This is a genomic window from Streptomyces sp. RGM 3693, from assembly GCF_050471125.1.
In the GTDB taxonomy this organism is placed as follows: Bacteria; Actinomycetota; Actinomycetes; order Streptomycetales; family Streptomycetaceae; genus Streptomyces.
Genome location: NZ_JBMPPQ010000001.1, coordinates 782,906 through 798,755, shown reverse-complemented (window position 1 = coordinate 798,755; position 15,850 = coordinate 782,906). Strand labels below are relative to the sequence as shown.

Annotated in this window: 13 protein-coding genes and 1 pseudogene; 2 read left to right on the top strand and 12 right to left on the bottom strand. The window is 72.0% G+C overall.

Annotated features, from left to right (window positions below):
• Positions 1 to 156 precede the first annotated feature (156 nt).
• The 10 genes from ACO0M4_RS03365 to mnmA all read right to left on the bottom strand — a co-directional run bounded on the left by ACO0M4_RS03365 (position 157) and on the right by mnmA (position 12,874).
• Positions 157 to 2,265, bottom strand: a complete 2,109-nt coding sequence (locus ACO0M4_RS03365; protein WP_430368098.1) for a putative bifunctional diguanylate cyclase/phosphodiesterase — start codon at positions 2,263 to 2,265, stop codon at positions 157 to 159.
• Positions 2,266 to 2,421: 156 nt separating this feature from the next.
• A complete protein-coding gene (gene ligA / locus ACO0M4_RS03360; protein WP_430368097.1) occupies positions 2,422 to 4,638 on the bottom strand; it encodes an NAD-dependent DNA ligase LigA in 2,217 nt (738 codons plus the stop codon).
• Positions 4,639 to 4,669: 31 nt separating this feature from the next.
• Entirely contained in the window at positions 4,670 to 5,683 is a 1,014-nt protein-coding gene (locus ACO0M4_RS03355) for a methionine synthase (RefSeq protein WP_430368095.1), read from the bottom strand.
• Positions 5,684 to 5,855: 172 nt separating this feature from the next.
• Positions 5,856 to 7,256 (bottom strand): MFS transporter, encoded by a 1,401-nt coding sequence (locus tag ACO0M4_RS03350; RefSeq protein WP_430368094.1) that lies wholly within the window; start codon positions 7,254 to 7,256, stop codon positions 5,856 to 5,858.
• A gap of 124 nt (positions 7,257 to 7,380) precedes the next feature.
• Positions 7,381 to 7,839 carry a MarR family winged helix-turn-helix transcriptional regulator gene (locus ACO0M4_RS03345; RefSeq protein WP_430368092.1) on the bottom strand — a complete coding sequence of 153 codons (459 nt, stop codon included), beginning with the start codon at positions 7,837 to 7,839 and terminating at the stop codon, positions 7,381 to 7,383.
• Positions 7,840 to 7,931: 92 nt separating this feature from the next.
• Positions 7,932 to 8,621, bottom strand: coding sequence for an SDR family oxidoreductase (locus ACO0M4_RS03340; RefSeq protein WP_430368091.1), 690 nt, complete (start codon positions 8,619 to 8,621; stop codon positions 7,932 to 7,934).
• Positions 8,622 to 8,656: 35 nt separating this feature from the next.
• Positions 8,657 to 9,199 carry a TIGR00730 family Rossman fold protein gene (locus tag ACO0M4_RS03335; protein ID WP_430368090.1) on the bottom strand — a complete coding sequence of 181 codons (543 nt, stop codon included), beginning with the start codon at positions 9,197 to 9,199 and terminating at the stop codon, positions 8,657 to 8,659.
• Positions 9,200 to 9,237: 38 nt separating this feature from the next.
• Positions 9,238 to 10,614, bottom strand: a complete 1,377-nt coding sequence (gene gdhA, locus ACO0M4_RS03330; protein ID WP_430368089.1) for an NADP-specific glutamate dehydrogenase — start codon at positions 10,612 to 10,614, stop codon at positions 9,238 to 9,240.
• 191 nt (positions 10,615 to 10,805) lie between these two features.
• Positions 10,806 to 11,528, bottom strand: coding sequence for a VC0807 family protein (locus tag ACO0M4_RS03325; protein WP_430368087.1), 723 nt, complete (start codon positions 11,526 to 11,528; stop codon positions 10,806 to 10,808).
• A gap of 194 nt (positions 11,529 to 11,722) precedes the next feature.
• Positions 11,723 to 12,874, bottom strand: coding sequence for a tRNA 2-thiouridine(34) synthase MnmA (gene mnmA / locus ACO0M4_RS03320; protein ID WP_430368086.1), 1,152 nt, complete (start codon positions 12,872 to 12,874; stop codon positions 11,723 to 11,725).
• A 54-nt stretch (positions 12,875 to 12,928) separates the two neighbouring features.
• Here mnmA and ACO0M4_RS03315 point away from each other — a divergent pair.
• Positions 12,929 to 13,715, top strand: a pseudogene (locus ACO0M4_RS03315) (N-acetylmuramoyl-L-alanine amidase).
• 26 nt (positions 13,716 to 13,741) lie between these two features.
• Here ACO0M4_RS03315 and ACO0M4_RS03310 read toward each other — a convergent pair.
• Positions 13,742 to 14,911: a cysteine desulfurase family protein gene (locus ACO0M4_RS03310; RefSeq protein WP_430368084.1), complete on the bottom strand. Its 1,170-nt coding sequence runs from the start codon at positions 14,909 to 14,911 to the stop codon at positions 13,742 to 13,744.
• 108 nt (positions 14,912 to 15,019) lie between these two features.
• Here ACO0M4_RS03310 and ACO0M4_RS03305 point away from each other — a divergent pair, with 108 nt between their 5' ends.
• Complete coding sequence (locus ACO0M4_RS03305) at positions 15,020 to 15,274, top strand: type II toxin-antitoxin system Phd/YefM family antitoxin (RefSeq protein WP_430368083.1); 255 nt, start codon at positions 15,020 to 15,022, stop codon at positions 15,272 to 15,274.
• Positions 15,275 to 15,420: 146 nt separating this feature from the next.
• Here ACO0M4_RS03305 and tnpA read toward each other — a convergent pair whose 3' ends face one another.
• Positions 15,421 to 15,846, bottom strand: a complete 426-nt coding sequence (gene tnpA / locus ACO0M4_RS03300; RefSeq protein WP_430371225.1) for an IS200/IS605 family transposase — start codon at positions 15,844 to 15,846, stop codon at positions 15,421 to 15,423.
• Positions 15,847 to 15,850: the final 4 nt, after the last annotated feature.

The window sequence follows — 15,850 nt, the reverse complement described above, 5'->3', positions numbered from 1 at the left end:
GTGCGTCCGGTACCGATACGTCCGGTGCCGGTTCGTTCGTCTCGGGTTGGTCGGGGGGCGGCCGGTCCGGTGTCCCTTGGCTGGGGGCCGGTTGGTCCGGTGCGGGGAGCTGCGCGGTGGTGTCGGAGCGGGGATTTGGGACGGCCGGTGGCCGGGTCAGTTCAAGACCTGTCCCGAAGGGCGCTCGGCTGCCTTCTCCGCCGCCAGGGCGGTCGTCTCCGACGCACGGTGCCACCCGTGCTCACCGCGGGCCCGTAGCCAGGCCGTGGTCTCGTCCGGTGGCATCGCGGCGGCCACCAGCCAGCCCTGGACCGCGTCACAGCCCAGGTCGCGCAGCCGCTCCCAGGTCTCGTCGTCCTCGACGCCCTCGGCGACGACCAGCAGGCCCAGCGAGTGGGCGAGGTCGAGGGTGCAGCGGACGATCTCGGCGTCCTCGTTGTCGACGGCCAGTCGGGCCACGAAGGAGCGGTCGATCTTCAGCTCGCTGACCGGGAGGCGCCGCAGGTGGACCAGGGAGCTGTAGCCGGTGCCGAAGTCGTCCAGGGACATCTTCACGCCGTGGGCGGTGAGCCCGGCCAGGGTGTCGGCGGCCCGCTGCGGGTCCTCCAACAGGACGTGTTCGGTTATCTCCAACTGGAGGGCGCCCGGTGGGACGCGATGTCGGGCGAGCCGGGCGGCGACCGCGCCGGCGAAGCCCGGGGAGTGCACATCGCGCGGTGAGACGTTCACCGCGACCGGCACCTCCAGGCCCATCGCGCGCCAGCGCGCCACCTGGGCGAGCGCGGTCTCCAGGACGTACTCGGTCAGCCGGGGCATCAGGCCGGAGGACTCGGCGATGGCGATGAACTCGTCGGGCGGGACCCGGCCGCGGTCCGGATGGACCCAGCGGACCAGCGCCTCCAGACCGGCGACGTGTCCGTCGAAGCCGACCTTGGGCTGGTAGTGCAACTCCACGTCGCCGGCGTCCAGGGCGCGCCGCAGATCGCCCAGCAGGCCGAGCCGGTCGGGGGTGTTGCCGTCCCGCTTGGCCTCGTAGAGCTCGACGCCGCTGCGGTCCCGCTTGGCTTGGTACATCGCCACGTCGGCGCGGCGCAGCAACCCTTCGGCGTCCAGCGCGTGTTCGGGGAAGACCGCGACCCCCGCGCTGGCTTCGAGCACGAGGGTCAGTCCGTCGAGGTCCAGCGGGGAGCTGAGGGCCGCGACGAGGTTGCGGGCCACCCGCTGGGAGCTGGTGAGGGAGTCGGTGGCCGGCAGCAGGACGGCGAACTCGTCGCCGCCGAGCCGGGCGGCCTCGGCGCCGCGCGGGAGTGCGTGCCGCAGCCGGTCGGCGATCTGGAGCAGCAGGCGGTCGCCGGCGAGGTGTCCGAGGGTGTCGTTGACGGAACGGAAGCGGTCGAGGTCGATCAGGACGAGGGCGGCCCGGATGCCGGCCCGTTCGGCCTCGTCCAGGGCCGTCCAGGTACGCTCCAGCAGCCACTGGCGGTTGGGCAGGCCGGTGAGCGGGTCGCGCAACTGCTCCTCGGCGCGGGCCCGGGCTATCCAGAGGGTGGAGTCCAAGGCGATCAGCGGGACCGCGAACAGCGGGAGCAGCAGCGGGGCACCCACCGCGCAGACCGCGATCAGCGGGGAGATGCCGAGCAGGGCGATACCGACCAGGGCCTGCCGCACCACCGCCGTACGGGCGATGGTGGGCAGCCCGCCGTCGGGCGGCAGCCGGCTGAACCAGAGCAGCCCCCGGCTGACGAGGAGGTAACTCCCCGCCATCACGATGACTTCGGGCAGGACCGAGAGGTCCCAGGCGTCGGGCGCCCAGGGCCGGCGGACCGCGGGGTGCACCCCGCAGACGGCCAGGCCGAGCGCCGCGGCACCGATGCCGAGGACGTCAACGGCCCCGTGGACCACGGCCTGTCGCCAGCGCTGTCGTCTGGCGGCGCCGACCAGGACCACCACGGAGAGGCTGACCAAAATGGCCGGCACCCAGCCGTAGAGGAGGAGTACGGCGAGGGCGAGGGCGGCCCCGGAGCCGGTGCCGCCCCACCACCGGTCCCGGCCGAGAGCGACCAGGTGGCCGACGATGACACCGGTCAGGACCGCCAGCGACCAGCCGACGGCTCCTGTGGGGAACAGCGGCGCACCGCCGCCGAGGGTGTGCAGCACTCCGGCGGCGAGCGCCACGCCCGCCGCCAGGACGATGGCCGCGGGCAACGCAGGCACCACAAGCCGGCGGAGCCGCGACGCCGGAGCGGCGCTGTCGGTCGGTTTCATTCCGATCCCTCTCACAGCCGGCTGTGCCCGCGCCACGGCAGGCGCACACGTCAACAGTAGGCCGCGGAAGGCTGTTGCGGGCAGCGATCCGCAGCGGTTGCCCGAATGCGACCCGGCCTCCCGGATCAATCTGGTATGCGCCGATGGGGTGACACCTCACTCCTCCTCAGGCGGAGTGACAGCTACCGCTCGTGCTGCCTCGGGACCCTGCTCCAGCAGCACAGCGAAGCCATCATCGTCCAACACGGGGACCTTCAGCTGCATGGCTTTGTCGTACTTCGAACCGGGGTTGTCGCCCACCACTACGAATCCGGTCTTCTTGGAAACGGATCCGGTCACCTTCGCTCCGAGAGCCTGTAGCGCTTCTTTCGCGCCATCTCTGGTGTGTGACTGAAGTGTGCCCGTTACTACGACGGTGACGCCTTCCAAGGGACGCGGGCCCGCCTCACCCGTCTGCTCCTCCTCCATCCGGACGCCCGCGGCCCGCCACCGCTCGATGATTTCCTCGTGCCAGTCCACCGCGAACCACTGCTTGAGCGAGGCCGCGATGGTGCCGCCGACGCCGTCCACGGCGGCCAGTTCCTCCTCGCTGGCCTCCCGGATCCGGTCGATGGAGCGGAACTCGCGCGCCAACGCCTGCGCCGCGACCGGGCCCACGTGGCGGATCGACAGGCCGGTGAGGATCCGGGCCAGCGGGCGCTCCTTGGCGGCCTGGATGTTCTCCAACATGGCGAGGGTGTTCTTCTTCGGCTCGCCCTTCTGGTTGGCGAAGAAGGTGACGACCTTCTCCTGGCCGGTCTTCGGGTCGCGCTTGGGCAGGCCGGTGTCCGGGTCGAGGACATGGGACTTGATGGGCAGCAACTGCTCGACGGAGAGGTCGAAGAGGCCGCCCTCGTCCTTCAGCGGCGGCTCGGTGGGCTCCAGCGGCTGACTGAGCGCGGTGGCGGCGACATAGCCGAAGTTCTCGATGTCCAGGCACTTGCGGCCGGCGAGGTAGAACAGCCGCTCGCGGATCTGGGCGGGGCAGGACCGGGCGTTGGGACACCGCAGGTCGATGTCGCCTTCCTTGGCGGGCTGGAGCGCCGAACCGCACTCGGGGCACTCGGCCGGCATCACGAACTCCCGCTCGGTGCCGTCCCGCAGGTCGACGACCGGGCCCAGGATCTCCGGGATGACGTCGCCCGCCTTGCGGATCACGATGGTGTCGCCGATCAGGACGCCCTTGGCCTTGACCACGTCCTGGTTGTGCAGGGTGGCGAACTCCACCTCGGAGCCGGCGACGGTGATCGGCTCGACGACCGCGTACGGCGTGACCCGTCCGGTGCGGCCGACGCCGACGCGGATGTCCACCAGCTTGGTGTTGACCTCCTCCGGCGGGTACTTCCAGGCGATCGCCCAGCGCGGCGCCCGCGAGGTGGCGCCCAGCCGGCCCTGGAGCCGGATCTCGTCGAGCTTGACCACGACGCCGTCGATCTCGTGCTCGACGGCCGTGCTGCGGGTCTCGGGGTCGCCGTAGTGGGCGATGAACTCCCGTACCGCGGCGAGGGAGTTGACGGCGCGGTTGTGCGACGCGGTGGGCAGACCCCACTCCTTGAGCAGGTCGTACGCCTCGGAGAGGCGGTCGATCTCCAGGCCGTCGCGGGCGCCAAGGCCGTGCACCACCATGTGCAGCGGGCGGGTGGCGGTGACCTTGGGGTCCTTCTGGCGCAGCGAACCGGCCGCGGCGTTGCGGGGGTTGGCGAACGGGGGCTTGCCGTCGGCCACCAGGCGCTCGTTGAGCTCCAGGAACTTCTCCATCGGGAAGTAGACCTCCCCGCGGATCTCGACCAGCTCGGGGACCCGGTCGCCGGTGAGGCGGTGCGGGATCTCAGCGATGGTGCGGACGTTGGGTGTGATGTCCTCGCCGGTGCGGCCGTCGCCGCGGGTGGCGGCGCGGGTGAGCCGGCCGTGTTCGTAGGTGAGGTTGACCGCGAGGCCGTCGACCTTCAACTCGCACAGGAAGTGGTACCCGGCGCTCTTGGGGTCGCCGCCCAGCTCGGTGGCGATCCGCTCGGCCCAGGCCGACAGTTCCTCGTCGTCGAAGGCGTTGTCCAGGGAGAGCATCCGCTCGCGGTGCGCGACCTCGGTGAACTCCGTGGCGTAGGAGCCGGCGACCTTCTGGGTCGGGGAATCCGGGGTGCGCAGCTCGGGGTGCGTCTCCTCCAGGGCCTCAAGGGAGCGCAGCAGCTTGTCGAACTCCGCGTCACTGACGACCGGGGCGTCCTTCACGTAGTACCGGAAGCGGTGCTCCTCGATCTGCTCAGCGAGCTGCGCGTGCTTCTCCCGTGCCGCGGCGGGCACCTTGGATGCCGCTGCGTGCTGTTCGCCAGCCACCGTCTTGTCCTCCCGTGTCCTGTCAGAGCGGTCACTCAGGGTTGTCTGCGAGCGACTTCGCCGCCCGGACACAGTGGGCGAGCACCGCGCGGGCATAGGCGGGCGAGGCGCCCGCCAGACCGCACGACGGGGTGACCACCACGGACTCCGCGAGAAGCCCCGGTGCCAGCCCCAGCCTGCGCCACAGCGTCCGGACACCCATGACGCTACCGGCAGGGTCTGACAATCGGCCGTCCACGCCCGGCACCACGCCCGCGAACAGCGCGGTACCGCCCTCGACCGCCTCGCCGATCACCTCGTCCTCACGCTCGGTGAGCAGTGCGGCATCGAACGAGATGCCCGTGGCGCCGGCCCGCCGCAGCAGCCCGAACGGCACCTCGGGGGCGCAGGAGTGGACCACGACCGGTGCGCCGTCCGCCGCCCCGACGAGGTCGCGCAGCGCACCCTCGACGTCCGCGCGGTCCACGGCCCGGTGGGTGCGGTAGCCGCTCGCGGTCTTCACCCGCCCTTGGAGCACCGCGGTCAGCGACGGCTCGTCGAGCTGGAGCACCACCTCGGCGCCCGGCACCCGGCGCCGGACCTCCGCGAGGTGTCCGCGCAGCCCCTCGACGAGGGAGGCGGTGAGGTCCCGGCGGGCCCCGGGGTCGCCGAGCGCCACCTCGCCGTTGCGCAGTTCCAGGGCGGCGGCCAGCGTCCACGGGCCGACCGCGGAGACCTTCAGCGGCCCTGCGTACCCCTGGGTGAACTCCTCCAGGGCGTCCAGGTCCTCGCCGAGCCAGGAGCGGGACCGGCGGGTGTCGCGGCCGGGCCGGTCGCTGATCCGCCAACCGCTGGGCTCCACATGGGCGTAGAGCTCGACGAGCAGCCCTAGGGTCCGCCCGATCATGTCGGCGCCGGGCCCCCGGGCTGGGAGCTCGGGCAGATGGGGGAAGTCCTCCAGCGACCCGGTGACGGTCTTCGCCGCCTCGCGCGCGTCACCGCCCGGCATCGATCCGATGCCGGTCGCCGCGCCGGCCGCCCACTTGTGCCTGGTGTTCTCGCTCACCCCGGAAGGGTATGCGGCGGCGGGCCGGATGGGCTCCCCCGGCCCCGGCCCGCCGCCGTGCGCCCGGCACGACCGCCCGCGTCCGTTGGTGCGGCGTTGGTGCGTCCGTTGATCCGCCGGTCGGTCTGGCGGTCGGTCCGGCGGCGGGTCCAGCGGTCGGTCCGGCGGTCGGTCAGTTCCGCCCTCGGATGCCGAGCCAGCCCACTGCCGTCGCGACTGCCAGGGCCAGCGCGGTCAGCGCGAAGGCGTACCCGGTTCCCTGGTAGGCGCCGCCGGCGCCGGTCAGCACCGCGCCCATGCCGGCGATGCCGACCAGCGAGCCGACCTGCCGATTGGCGTTGAGGGTCGCGCTGCCGATGTCGGCGTGCTCGCGGCCGGCGGCCTCCATCAGGACACCGGTCATCGCCGGGGAGCTGATCCCGCTGGCGAGGTTGGCGACGGCCAGCACCACTGCGATCACCCCGTAGGGCAGCGACGGCGTCAGGAGGAGGAAGAGCAGGAGGTAGCCGGTGGCGGAGAGCGCCAGGGCGGCGGTGAGCGCGACCCGGTTGCCGGTGCGCGGGGCGATCCGGGTGTAGAGCACGTTGCCGAGCGGGAGGACCAGGACGGCCGGGAGCATTTGGAGGCCCGCCGTCACCGCGCTGGCGCCGCGCCCGGTCTGGAGGAAGAGGCCGAGGACGAACAGGGCGCCGTAGAAGGCGAAGTTGAAGAGGAAGCCGACCGCGTTGGCGGCGCTGAAGCGGCTGTCGGCGAAGAGCGTGACGGGCAGGACCGGGGTGCGGGCGGTCCGTTCCCGGATCACGAAACCGGCGACGGCGAGCACCGTCACCGCGCACGCCGCCAGCACGCCGGGCGCGGCCCAGCCGGCGGCGGGCCCCTCGATGAGTGCGTAGCTGAGCGCGCCGAGGGCGAGCAGGCCCAGGACGTGGCCGCTGCCGCCGAGCGGTGCGCCGCTGCCCGGGACGGCCGCGATCACCCGGCGGGTGAGCAGTAGCCCGACGATCCCGATGGGCAGGTTGACCAGGAAGATGCTGCGCCAGCCGAGGGTGCCGACGAGCAGGCCGCCGAGGGTCGGCGCCAGGGCGACGGAGGTGGAGACGATCGCGGACCAGATGCCGAGCACCTTCGCGCGGCGGGCCGGCTCCGGGAAGGCGTTCATCAACAGCGACAGCGAACTGGGCATGAAGAGCGCGGCGCCCGCCCCCTGGGCGAGGCGGGCCGCCACCAGGGCGCCGCCGTCCGGTGCGGCGGCGCCCAGCAGGGAGGCGGCGGTGAAGACGGCCAGCCCGATGAGGTAGATCCGCCGGGCGCCGTACCGCTTGGCGAGCGAGCCGGCGAGCAGCAGCAGCGCGGCGAAGGAGAGGACGTAGCCGTCGACGACCCAGGTGAGGCCGGACATGGTCAGCCCGAGCCGGTCCCGCAGGTCGTGCGCGGCGACGTTCATGATGCCGGTGTCCAGGCTCGCCATCACGAACCCGAGGGCCAGGACGAGGAGTTGAGCGCCGCCGCGGGCGGGCGCAGGGCGGGTCGGGGTGCTCGCCGTAGGGTGCGGCGCCGCGGTCTCAGCGATCATGGATTTAGTTATAGCTGTATCCATCCATTGGCGGTAATAGTTACAGCTATAACTTTGCCGAAGCGATACCAAAGGCCCCCGGGGTACGCCCCGGGGGCCCGTGCGGAAGGTGGGTGGGTCGGGGCTAGCCGGCGGCCCGGCCCAGCGCCCTGAGCAGTTCGTCGCGGAGCGCGCCGCGCTGCGCGCGGGAGAGGTGGTCCAGCGGCGACTCGGTGCCCATCCGCCGCAACAGGTCCAGCCGCAGCTCCCGACCGGCCTCGGTCAGCACCAGTTGCTTGGCCCGCCCGTCCGCGGGGTGCGGGCGGCGGACCACCATGCCCTGCTTCTCCAGCTTGGAGATGACGTAGGTGACGTTCGGCGGCTCACAGCACAGCACCGCGGCCAACTCCCGCGCGGTCTTGGGCTCGCCCAGCTCCTCCAGCGCCTTCGCCTGGGTCGGCGTCAGGTCCAGCTCCGCGATCCGGCTGCGCTGGTGGGCGTCCAGGCGCCGGCTCAGCTCGGCGACGAGCCCCCGGATCTCCCGGAACCCGCACCCCTCAGCAGCGGCGGTCTTCGCTTCGGTGGTCGCCCTTGACGTGGTCACCCCGAAAGCGTACGTCGCCCCCGCGCGGTGCACGGGGGCGAGGGGCGGCCGGGCCGCCGGCGCGGCCCCGGGAGCCCCGGGGCCAAAGGTGGTCACCGGCCCGGCCGGACCACCAGGTCCTTGATCTCCGCGTCCCGCGGCAGGTCGATCGCGGTGAGGAGGGCTGTGGCCACCGACTCCGGGTCGATCCACTGGGCCGGGTCGTACTCCTTGCCCTCCTGGCGGTGGGTGCTCTCCTGCATGGGCGTGGCGGTGCGCCCCGGGTAGACCGAGGTGACCCGGACGCCGTTGCCGTGCTCCTCCGCGCGCAGCGAGTCGGCCAGCGCCTTCAGGCCGTGCTTGCTCGCGGCGTACCCGCTCCAGTTGGCGTGCGCGTCGAGCCCGGCACCGGAGTTGACGAAGACCACGTCGCCCTGGGCGATCCGGATCAGCGGCAGCATCAGGCGGGTGAGCTCGGCCGGCGCGACGAGGTTGACGGCGAGCTGACGCTGCCACGCCTTGGCGGGCAGGTCGCCGACCGCGCCCAGCTCGATGACGCCCGCGATGTGCTGGAGCGAGTCGAGCCGGGTCGGCAGCTTCTGGTGGCCGAGCGCCCAGTCGAGCTTCTCCGGGGTGGCGAGGTCACCGACGAGGACGTGCGCCCCGGGGAACTGCTCGGTCAACTCCTTGGCCCGGCGGAGGTCCCGTGCCAGCAGCCAGAGTTCCTCGCCGCGCTCGGCGAGCCGCCGGGCGACCGCCGCGCCGATGCCCGATCCGGCGCCCGTGATCAAATGCGTACCCATGGGGACGATCCTACGGCGTACCCCCGGACGGAGGGTCAGCCCCGGGCGCGCACCTGTTCCTCCAGGTAGGCCAGCGCAGCCGCACCGTCCTCGGCGAAGAACACCAGCTCGGACAGGGGAATCGGCAGGAAGCCCTCCGCCTCCATCCGCTCGAACTGGGCCTTGAGCCCGTCGTAGAAACCGGCGGTGTTCAGCAGCACCACCGGCTTGCCGTGCATCCCGTGCTTGCGCAGTTCCAGGATCTCGGTCGCCTCGTCCAGCGTGCCGGTACCGCCCACCATCACGACGATGGCGTCGGCGCGGGCCAGCAGTTGCGCCTTGCGCTCGGCGAGGTCCTTGGTGACGACCATCTCGTCCGCGTTGGCGCGCGCCTTGTGTGCCAGGAACTCCACGGAGACCCCGAGGAGTTTGCCGCCGGCCTCCTGGACACCGTCGGCCATGACCTTCATCAGGCCCGTGTCCGAACCGCCCCACACCAGGGCGTGACCGCCCTTGCCGATCGATTCCGCGAACTTGCGGGCAGGCTGGACATAACGGTCATCGAGGTCGGCGGCGGAGCAGAAGACGCAGATATTCATGCCGTTCACCCTACGGGGCGGGCGGCGCGCGCCGGGCGTCAGATCAGGCCCTGGTCCACCATCGCGTCGGCGACCCGCTCGAAGCCGGCGATGTTGGCGCCCGCCACGTAGTCGCCGGGCAGCCCGAAGCGCTCGGCGGTCTGGAAGCAGGTGTCGTGGATCCCCCGCATGATGGCGGCGAGTTCACCCTCCGCGCGCTCGAACGTCCACGCCTCGCGGGCGGAGTTCTGCCGCATCTCCAGCGCGCTGGTCGCCACCCCGCCGGCGTTGGCCGCCTTGCCCGGGCCGAAGGCCACACCGGCCTCCTTCAGGAGCGCCACCGCCTCCGGGGTGGTGGGCATGTTGGCGCCCTCGGAGACCGCCTTGACGCCGTTGCGGACCAGGATCCGGGCGGCGTCCGCGTCGAGCTCGTTCTGGGTGGCCGACGGCAGCGCCACGTCGCAGGCGACGTCCCACACGTTCCCGCCGGCGACGTACTTCGCCGAGCCGCCGCGCCGCTGCGCGTAGTCGCTGACCCGGCCGCGCTCGACCTCCTTGATCTGCTTGAGCAGCGCGAGGTCGATGCCCTTCTCGTCGACGACGTAGCCGCCGGAGTCCGAGACGGTCAGGACGTTGGCGCCGAGCGCCTGGGCCTTCTCGATGGTGTAGAGGGCGACGTTGCCGGAGCCGGAGACCGCCACCTGCTGGCCGTCCAGCTCCTCACCGCGCTGCTTGAGCATCTCCTCGGTGAAGAGCACGTTGCCGTAACCGGTGGCCTCCGTGCGGGCCTTGGACCCGCCCCATTCCAGGCCCTTGCCGGTGAGGACGCCGGCCTCCCAGCGGTTGGTGATCCGCCGGTACTGGCCGAAGAGGTAGCCGATCTCCCGGCCGCCGACACCGATGTCACCGGCCGGTACGTCGGTGTGCTCGCCGAGGTGGCGGTGCAGCTCGGTCATGAAGGACTGACAGAAGCGCATCACTTCGGCGTCCGACTTGCCGTGCGGGTCGAAGTTGCTGCCGCCCTTGCCGCCGCCGATGTTCAGCCCGGTCAGGGCGTTCTTGAAGATCTGCTCGAAGCCGAGGAACTTCACGATGCCGAGGTTCACGGACGAGTGGAACCGCAGGCCGCCCTTGTACGGGCCGAGCGCGCTGTTGAACTCCACCCGGAAGCCGCGGTTGACGCGGATCTCCCCGGAGTCGTCCTGCCAGGGCACGCGGAACATGATCTGGCGCTCCGGCTCGACGATCCGCTCCAGGATCTTGGCGTCCACGAACTCCGGCCGGGCGGTGAGCACCGGGGCCAGCGTCTCCAGGACCTCCAGAGCCGCCTGGTGGAACTCCGCCTCACCGGGGTTCCGACGGACCAGCTCGGCGTGCAGGGAAGCCAGCTCAGCGGTCAGACCACCGCGCTTGGCCTCAGATTGAACAGTCGACATGACTTCCGTTCCCTTCGTGGCCGACGAAAGCCGCGTGCCGTCCGGATCGCCGTTGAACCGTCGACGCGGGGCCTTGGATGTCCCGTCGCATCGCAGACCTTATGCGCCAAGGCCCGGCCGATCGAGAGCGGGGGTGCCCGGCGCGCCAATCCTGTACGCGATTTCCGCAACTCCCCCGCCCGACGGGTACGTCAGCGCCCGGCCACCGCGACCGGGGCCGGCTCCTCGCCGGCCACCGCGCCGGCCTCGGCCTCGGTCGCCGCCCGGACCTCGGCCTTGATCATCTGCTCCATCGGCTCCGCGCAGGTGCCGCCGCCGGCCACCATGGCCACCATGATCGCCACCACCGTCAGCACCGTGCCCAGCCAGACCATGGTGTGCACCGGCAGGAGGTAGGCGCCGGCGATCTTGACCACGCACTCGGTCAGCAGCGCGCTCCCCCAGATCAGCGAGAAGCGCCGCTCCAGCTGCCCGAACCGCGCGTTGTGCGCCCGCAGCCGGTCCCATGCGGCCTCCGCCTGCGGGCTGCCCTTCGTCACCCAGGGCTTGAGCCCGGCGGTCATCAAGGGCCGTCCGGCGCCCACCGAGAGCAGCATCGCGATCCCGACGACGCTGCTGACGCCGCTGTCCTTGGCCATCATCAGCCGGGGGTCGCCGGTCAGGGTGCTCGTCGCCAGCCCCACCACGTTGACGACGAGGATCAGCAGGGCGAGGCCGTTGACGGTCCGCTCCCGGACCAGGCCCCAGATGGTGCGCAGCGCCGGGACGACGCTGCTCCACGCCAGTGCCGCCACGTCGGTCAGCCCGAAGCCGCTGCTGAGGACGTAGTACATGGCCATCGGAATGCCGGCGTCGACGACCAGCGGGGTGAGGGCCTGCACAAGCTGACTGCCGGCGGACTGCTGCTGACTCACCACGGACTCCCCCGAGTTGGGCTGTGTACGGCCACTGGTGCGCCGTAACGGACATCCCAATCTTCGGGTACGGCGGTACCCGGCCGGCAGTCCCTCCTGTCCCGACTTGACCATGACATTTGTCATGGCCAAGTCGGGGCCCATGGTGCGGGCGGGTCAGGAGCGAGGCGGAGCGGCCCGCGGGGACGGTGCGGTCAGCCGGCCCGCTGCGGCGCCGGCTCGTCGGCCGGGCGGCGCGTGGTGGTGGCGATCGTCGCCGAACCGACCACCCGGGTGCCGTCGTAGAGGACGATCGCCTGGCCGGGGGCGACACCGCGGACCGGCTCGGTGAAGGCGACCCGCAGCTCCGTGCCGTCGACCAGCTCGGCGGTCACCTCGGTCTCACCGCCGTGCGCGCGGAGCTGGGCGGTGTAGGTGGCCAGGCCGGCCGCCGGCGGGCGGCCGCACCAGCGGGGGCGGATCGCGGTGAGCGCCGTCACGTCGAGGGAGGCGACCGGGCCGACCGTGACGGTGTTGTTCACCGGGGAGATGTCGAGGACGTAGCGGGGCTTGCCGTCCGCGGCCGGGCGGCCCAGCCGCAGGCCCTTACGCTGCCCGATGGTGAAGCCGTAGGCGCCGTCGTGGCTGCCCAGGACCTCCCCGGACTCGTCGACGATGGCGCCCTCGGCGGTGCCCAGCCGCTTGGCGAGGAAGCCCTGGGTGTCGCCGTCGGCGATGAAGCAGATGTCGTGGCTGTCGGGCTTCTTGGCCACGAACAGGCCGCGGCGGGCGGCCTCTTCACGGATCTCGGGCTTGGTGGTGGGGGTGTCGCCGAGCGGGAACATGGCGTGCGCCAGCTGGCGGTCGTCGAGCACACCGAGGACGTAGGACTGGTCCTTGGCCATGTCGGTGGCGCGGTGCAGCTCGCGGGCGCCGTCCTCGCGGCGCACGACCTTGGCGTAGTGGCCGGTGCACACCGCGTCGAAGCCCAGGGCGAGCGCCTTGTCCAGGAGGGCGGCGAACTTGATCTTCTCGTTGCAGCGGAGGCAGGGGTTCGGGGTGCGCCCGGCCTCGTACTCCGCGATGAAGTCCTCGACGACGTCCTCACGGAAGCGCTCGGCGAGGTCCCAGACGTAGAACGGGATGCCGATCACGTCGGCGGCGCGGCGGGCGTCGTGGGAGTCCTCGATGGTGCAACAGCCGCGGGCACCCGTGCGGAACGACTTGGGGTTCTCGGACAGCGCGAGGTGGACCCCGGTGACGTCGTGGCCGGCCTCGGCGGCGCGGGCCGCGGCGACGGCGGAGTCCACACCACCGGACATGGCGGCGAGGACGCGGAGGCGGCGGGGGGCGGCGGCATCAGTCATAGCCCCTCAAGAGTAGACGGAACCGGAACGCGCCCGGAAAGCGTTGTGGAGGGCATGGCGGCGACGGATGAGGCGCGGGACGAGGAACGACTCCCCGCGGACGGGGAACGGCACTGCGCGCACCGGCCGGCGACCGGGCGGCGCACCGGGCAGCGGCTCACCCGGCGCCGGGCGCTGCTGCTCGGGGGCGGGGCCGTGGTGGCCGCGGGGGCGACGGCGGTCGTGGCCCGTGAGGAGCTGGCGTACTGGTGGTGGCGGCTGCCGGGGAACAGCCGGCCCCGCAAGGAGGGCGAGGTCGACTTCGCCGGTGCGATGGGGGTCCCTCCCTGTTCGAGCGAAGCCGAGAACTTGGGGGAGGTCGGCCGCGTCCCCGGCGAACTACCGGCAGGCCAGCCGCCCCGACGACTACCCGGTCGACCGGGTGGTGATCCACGTCGTCCAGGGCAGCTTCGCCACCGCGCTGAAGGTCTTCCGGGACCCGTTCCACGAGGCGTCGGCGCACTACGTCGTCCGCGGTGACGGGCACGTCGCACAGACCGTCCGCGAGCTGGACGTGGCGTTCCACGCCGGGAACCGCGACTACAACGAGCGCAGCGTGGGCATCGAGCACGCGGGGTTCGTGGACCGGCCGGAGTCCTTCACCCAGGACATGTACGCCGCATCGGCCCGGCTGACGGCCGGGATCTGCCGGCGGTACGACTTCCCGGCCGACCGGGACCACGTCGTCGGCCACGTGGAGGTCCCGGGCACGGACCACACCGACCCCGGACCGCACTGGGACTGGGACCGCTACCTGACGCTGGTCCGCGCGGAGCTGCGCCGGCCGGCGGGCCGGGCGTGACCCGGCCATGACCCACCGGAGGGGCCCTAGCTCAGTCCCGCGCCCCGGGCCCGCTCCACCACCGGGCCGATGACGTCCGCCAGCGCCGCCACGTCCTGGGCGGTGGAGGTGTGGCCCAACGAGAAGCGCAGGGTGCCGCGGGCGAGGTCCTGGGACATTCCGGTGGCCAGCAGGACGTGGCTGGGCTGGGCGACGCCGGCGGTGCAGGCGGAGCCGGTGGAGCAGGCGATGTCCTGGGCGTCCAGCAGGAGCAGCAGGGAGTCGCCCTCGCAGCCGGGGAAGGTGAAGTGGGCGTTGGCCGGGAGGCGGCCGGCCGGGTCCGGGTCGCCGCCCAGGAGGGCGTCGGGGGCGGCGGCCCGCACCGCCTTGATCAGGTCGTCGCGCAGCGCGCCGATCTCGCGGGCGAACTCCTCCCGGTGCGCGACGGCGTGCCGGCCGGCCGCGGCGAACGCGGCGATGGCGGGGGTGTCGAGGGTGCCGGAGCGGACGTGGCGCTCCTGGCCGCCGCCGTGCAGCACGGGCACGGGGGCGTACGCGCGGCCCAGCAGCAGCGCGCCGATCCCGTACGGGCCGCCGATCTTGTGGCCGGAGACGGTCATCGCGGCCAGCCCGGAGGCGGCGAAGTCGACGTCCAGCTGGCCGACCGCCTGCACCGCGTCGGCGTGCAGCGGGACCTCGAACTCCCTTGCCACCTCGGCCAGTTCACGGACCGGCTGGATGGTGCCGATCTCATTGTTGGCCCACATCACGGTGGCCAGCGCGACATCGGCGGGGTTACGGGCGAGGGCCTCGCGCAGCGCGTCGGCGTGCACCCGGCCGTAGTGGTCGACCGGCAGCCAGTCGACGGTGGCGCCCTCGTGCTCGGCGAGCCATTCGACGGCGTCGAGGACGGCGTGGTGTTCGACGGGGCTGGCCAGGATCCGGGTGCGCGCCGGATCGGCCGCCCGGCGGGACCAGTACAGGCCCTTCACCGCGAGGTTGTCGGCCTCGGTGCCGCCCGCCGTGAAGACGACTTCACTGGGACGTGCACCCAGGGAGGCGGCGAGCGATTCCCGCGCCTCCTCGACGGTGCGCCGGGCCCGCCGGCCGGCGGCGTGCAGGGAGGACGCGTTGCCGGTGACGGTCAGCTGGGCGGTCATCGCCTGCACCGCTTCCGGGAGCATCGGGGTGGTGGCGGCGTGGTCGAGGTAAACCATGGTGCGCTGATTCTACGAGCCACCCCGGGGCGCACGACCCGCGCGGGGGCGCATTCCCTAAGGTGCACTCTCTACCCCGGGAATTGACAGAATTGTACAGTTCTGTACATGACTGAGACCTACGCGATGACCGAGGCCCGGGCCCGCTTCGGTTCGCTCGCCCGCCGGACCGCGCTCGCCCGCGAGCGCATCACCATCACTGATCACGGCCAGCCCGCCGCAGTGCTGATAAACCCCCAGGAGCTGGCCGACATCGAGGACGCTCTCGCCCTCGCCGAATACCGGGCCCGGCAGGCGGCCGGCGCCATCCATGGCGTGTCTCACGACGAAGTACGCGCGCGTCTCGGCCTGGAACGTGAGTGAGCTACGACGTCATCTGAGACGAGCCCGCACTGGACGCGGCCGCCCTGTTCCTCAAGGACGGCCCCGAGGGCTTACCGGGTTCCTTGCAGAAAGCTCCGGCGTTCACGCCGGGGATGAATGCATCTCAAGACTGCTCTGACGTGCACTTAGAGCGGACGTTTCTGCTGCTCGATGTACTGGCGGACGATCGCCAACGGCGCACCGTCGCACGACGCGGAGAAGTAGGAGGGCGACCACAGGTGCCCGTGCATGATGGCGCGGTTGATCCTGCCGGTGAACTCCTGCCGTATCCGCCGGGCGGAGACGCCCTTGAGGCTGTTGACCAGCTTGGAGACGGCGACCTTCGGCGGGTAGTGCACCAGGAGGTGGACGTGATCGCGCTCGCCGTTGAACTCCTTCAGCTCCGCTTCGAAGTCCTCGCAGACCTTGCGCATGATCTCTTCGCAGCGCGTCAGCATCTCGTCGTTGAACACTCCGCGCCGGTACTTCGTCACAAAGACCAAGTGCACGTGCATCGCCGAAACCACATGCCCGCCACGCCTGTAATCGTTTAGCTCACCCCTGAGACCAATCGTA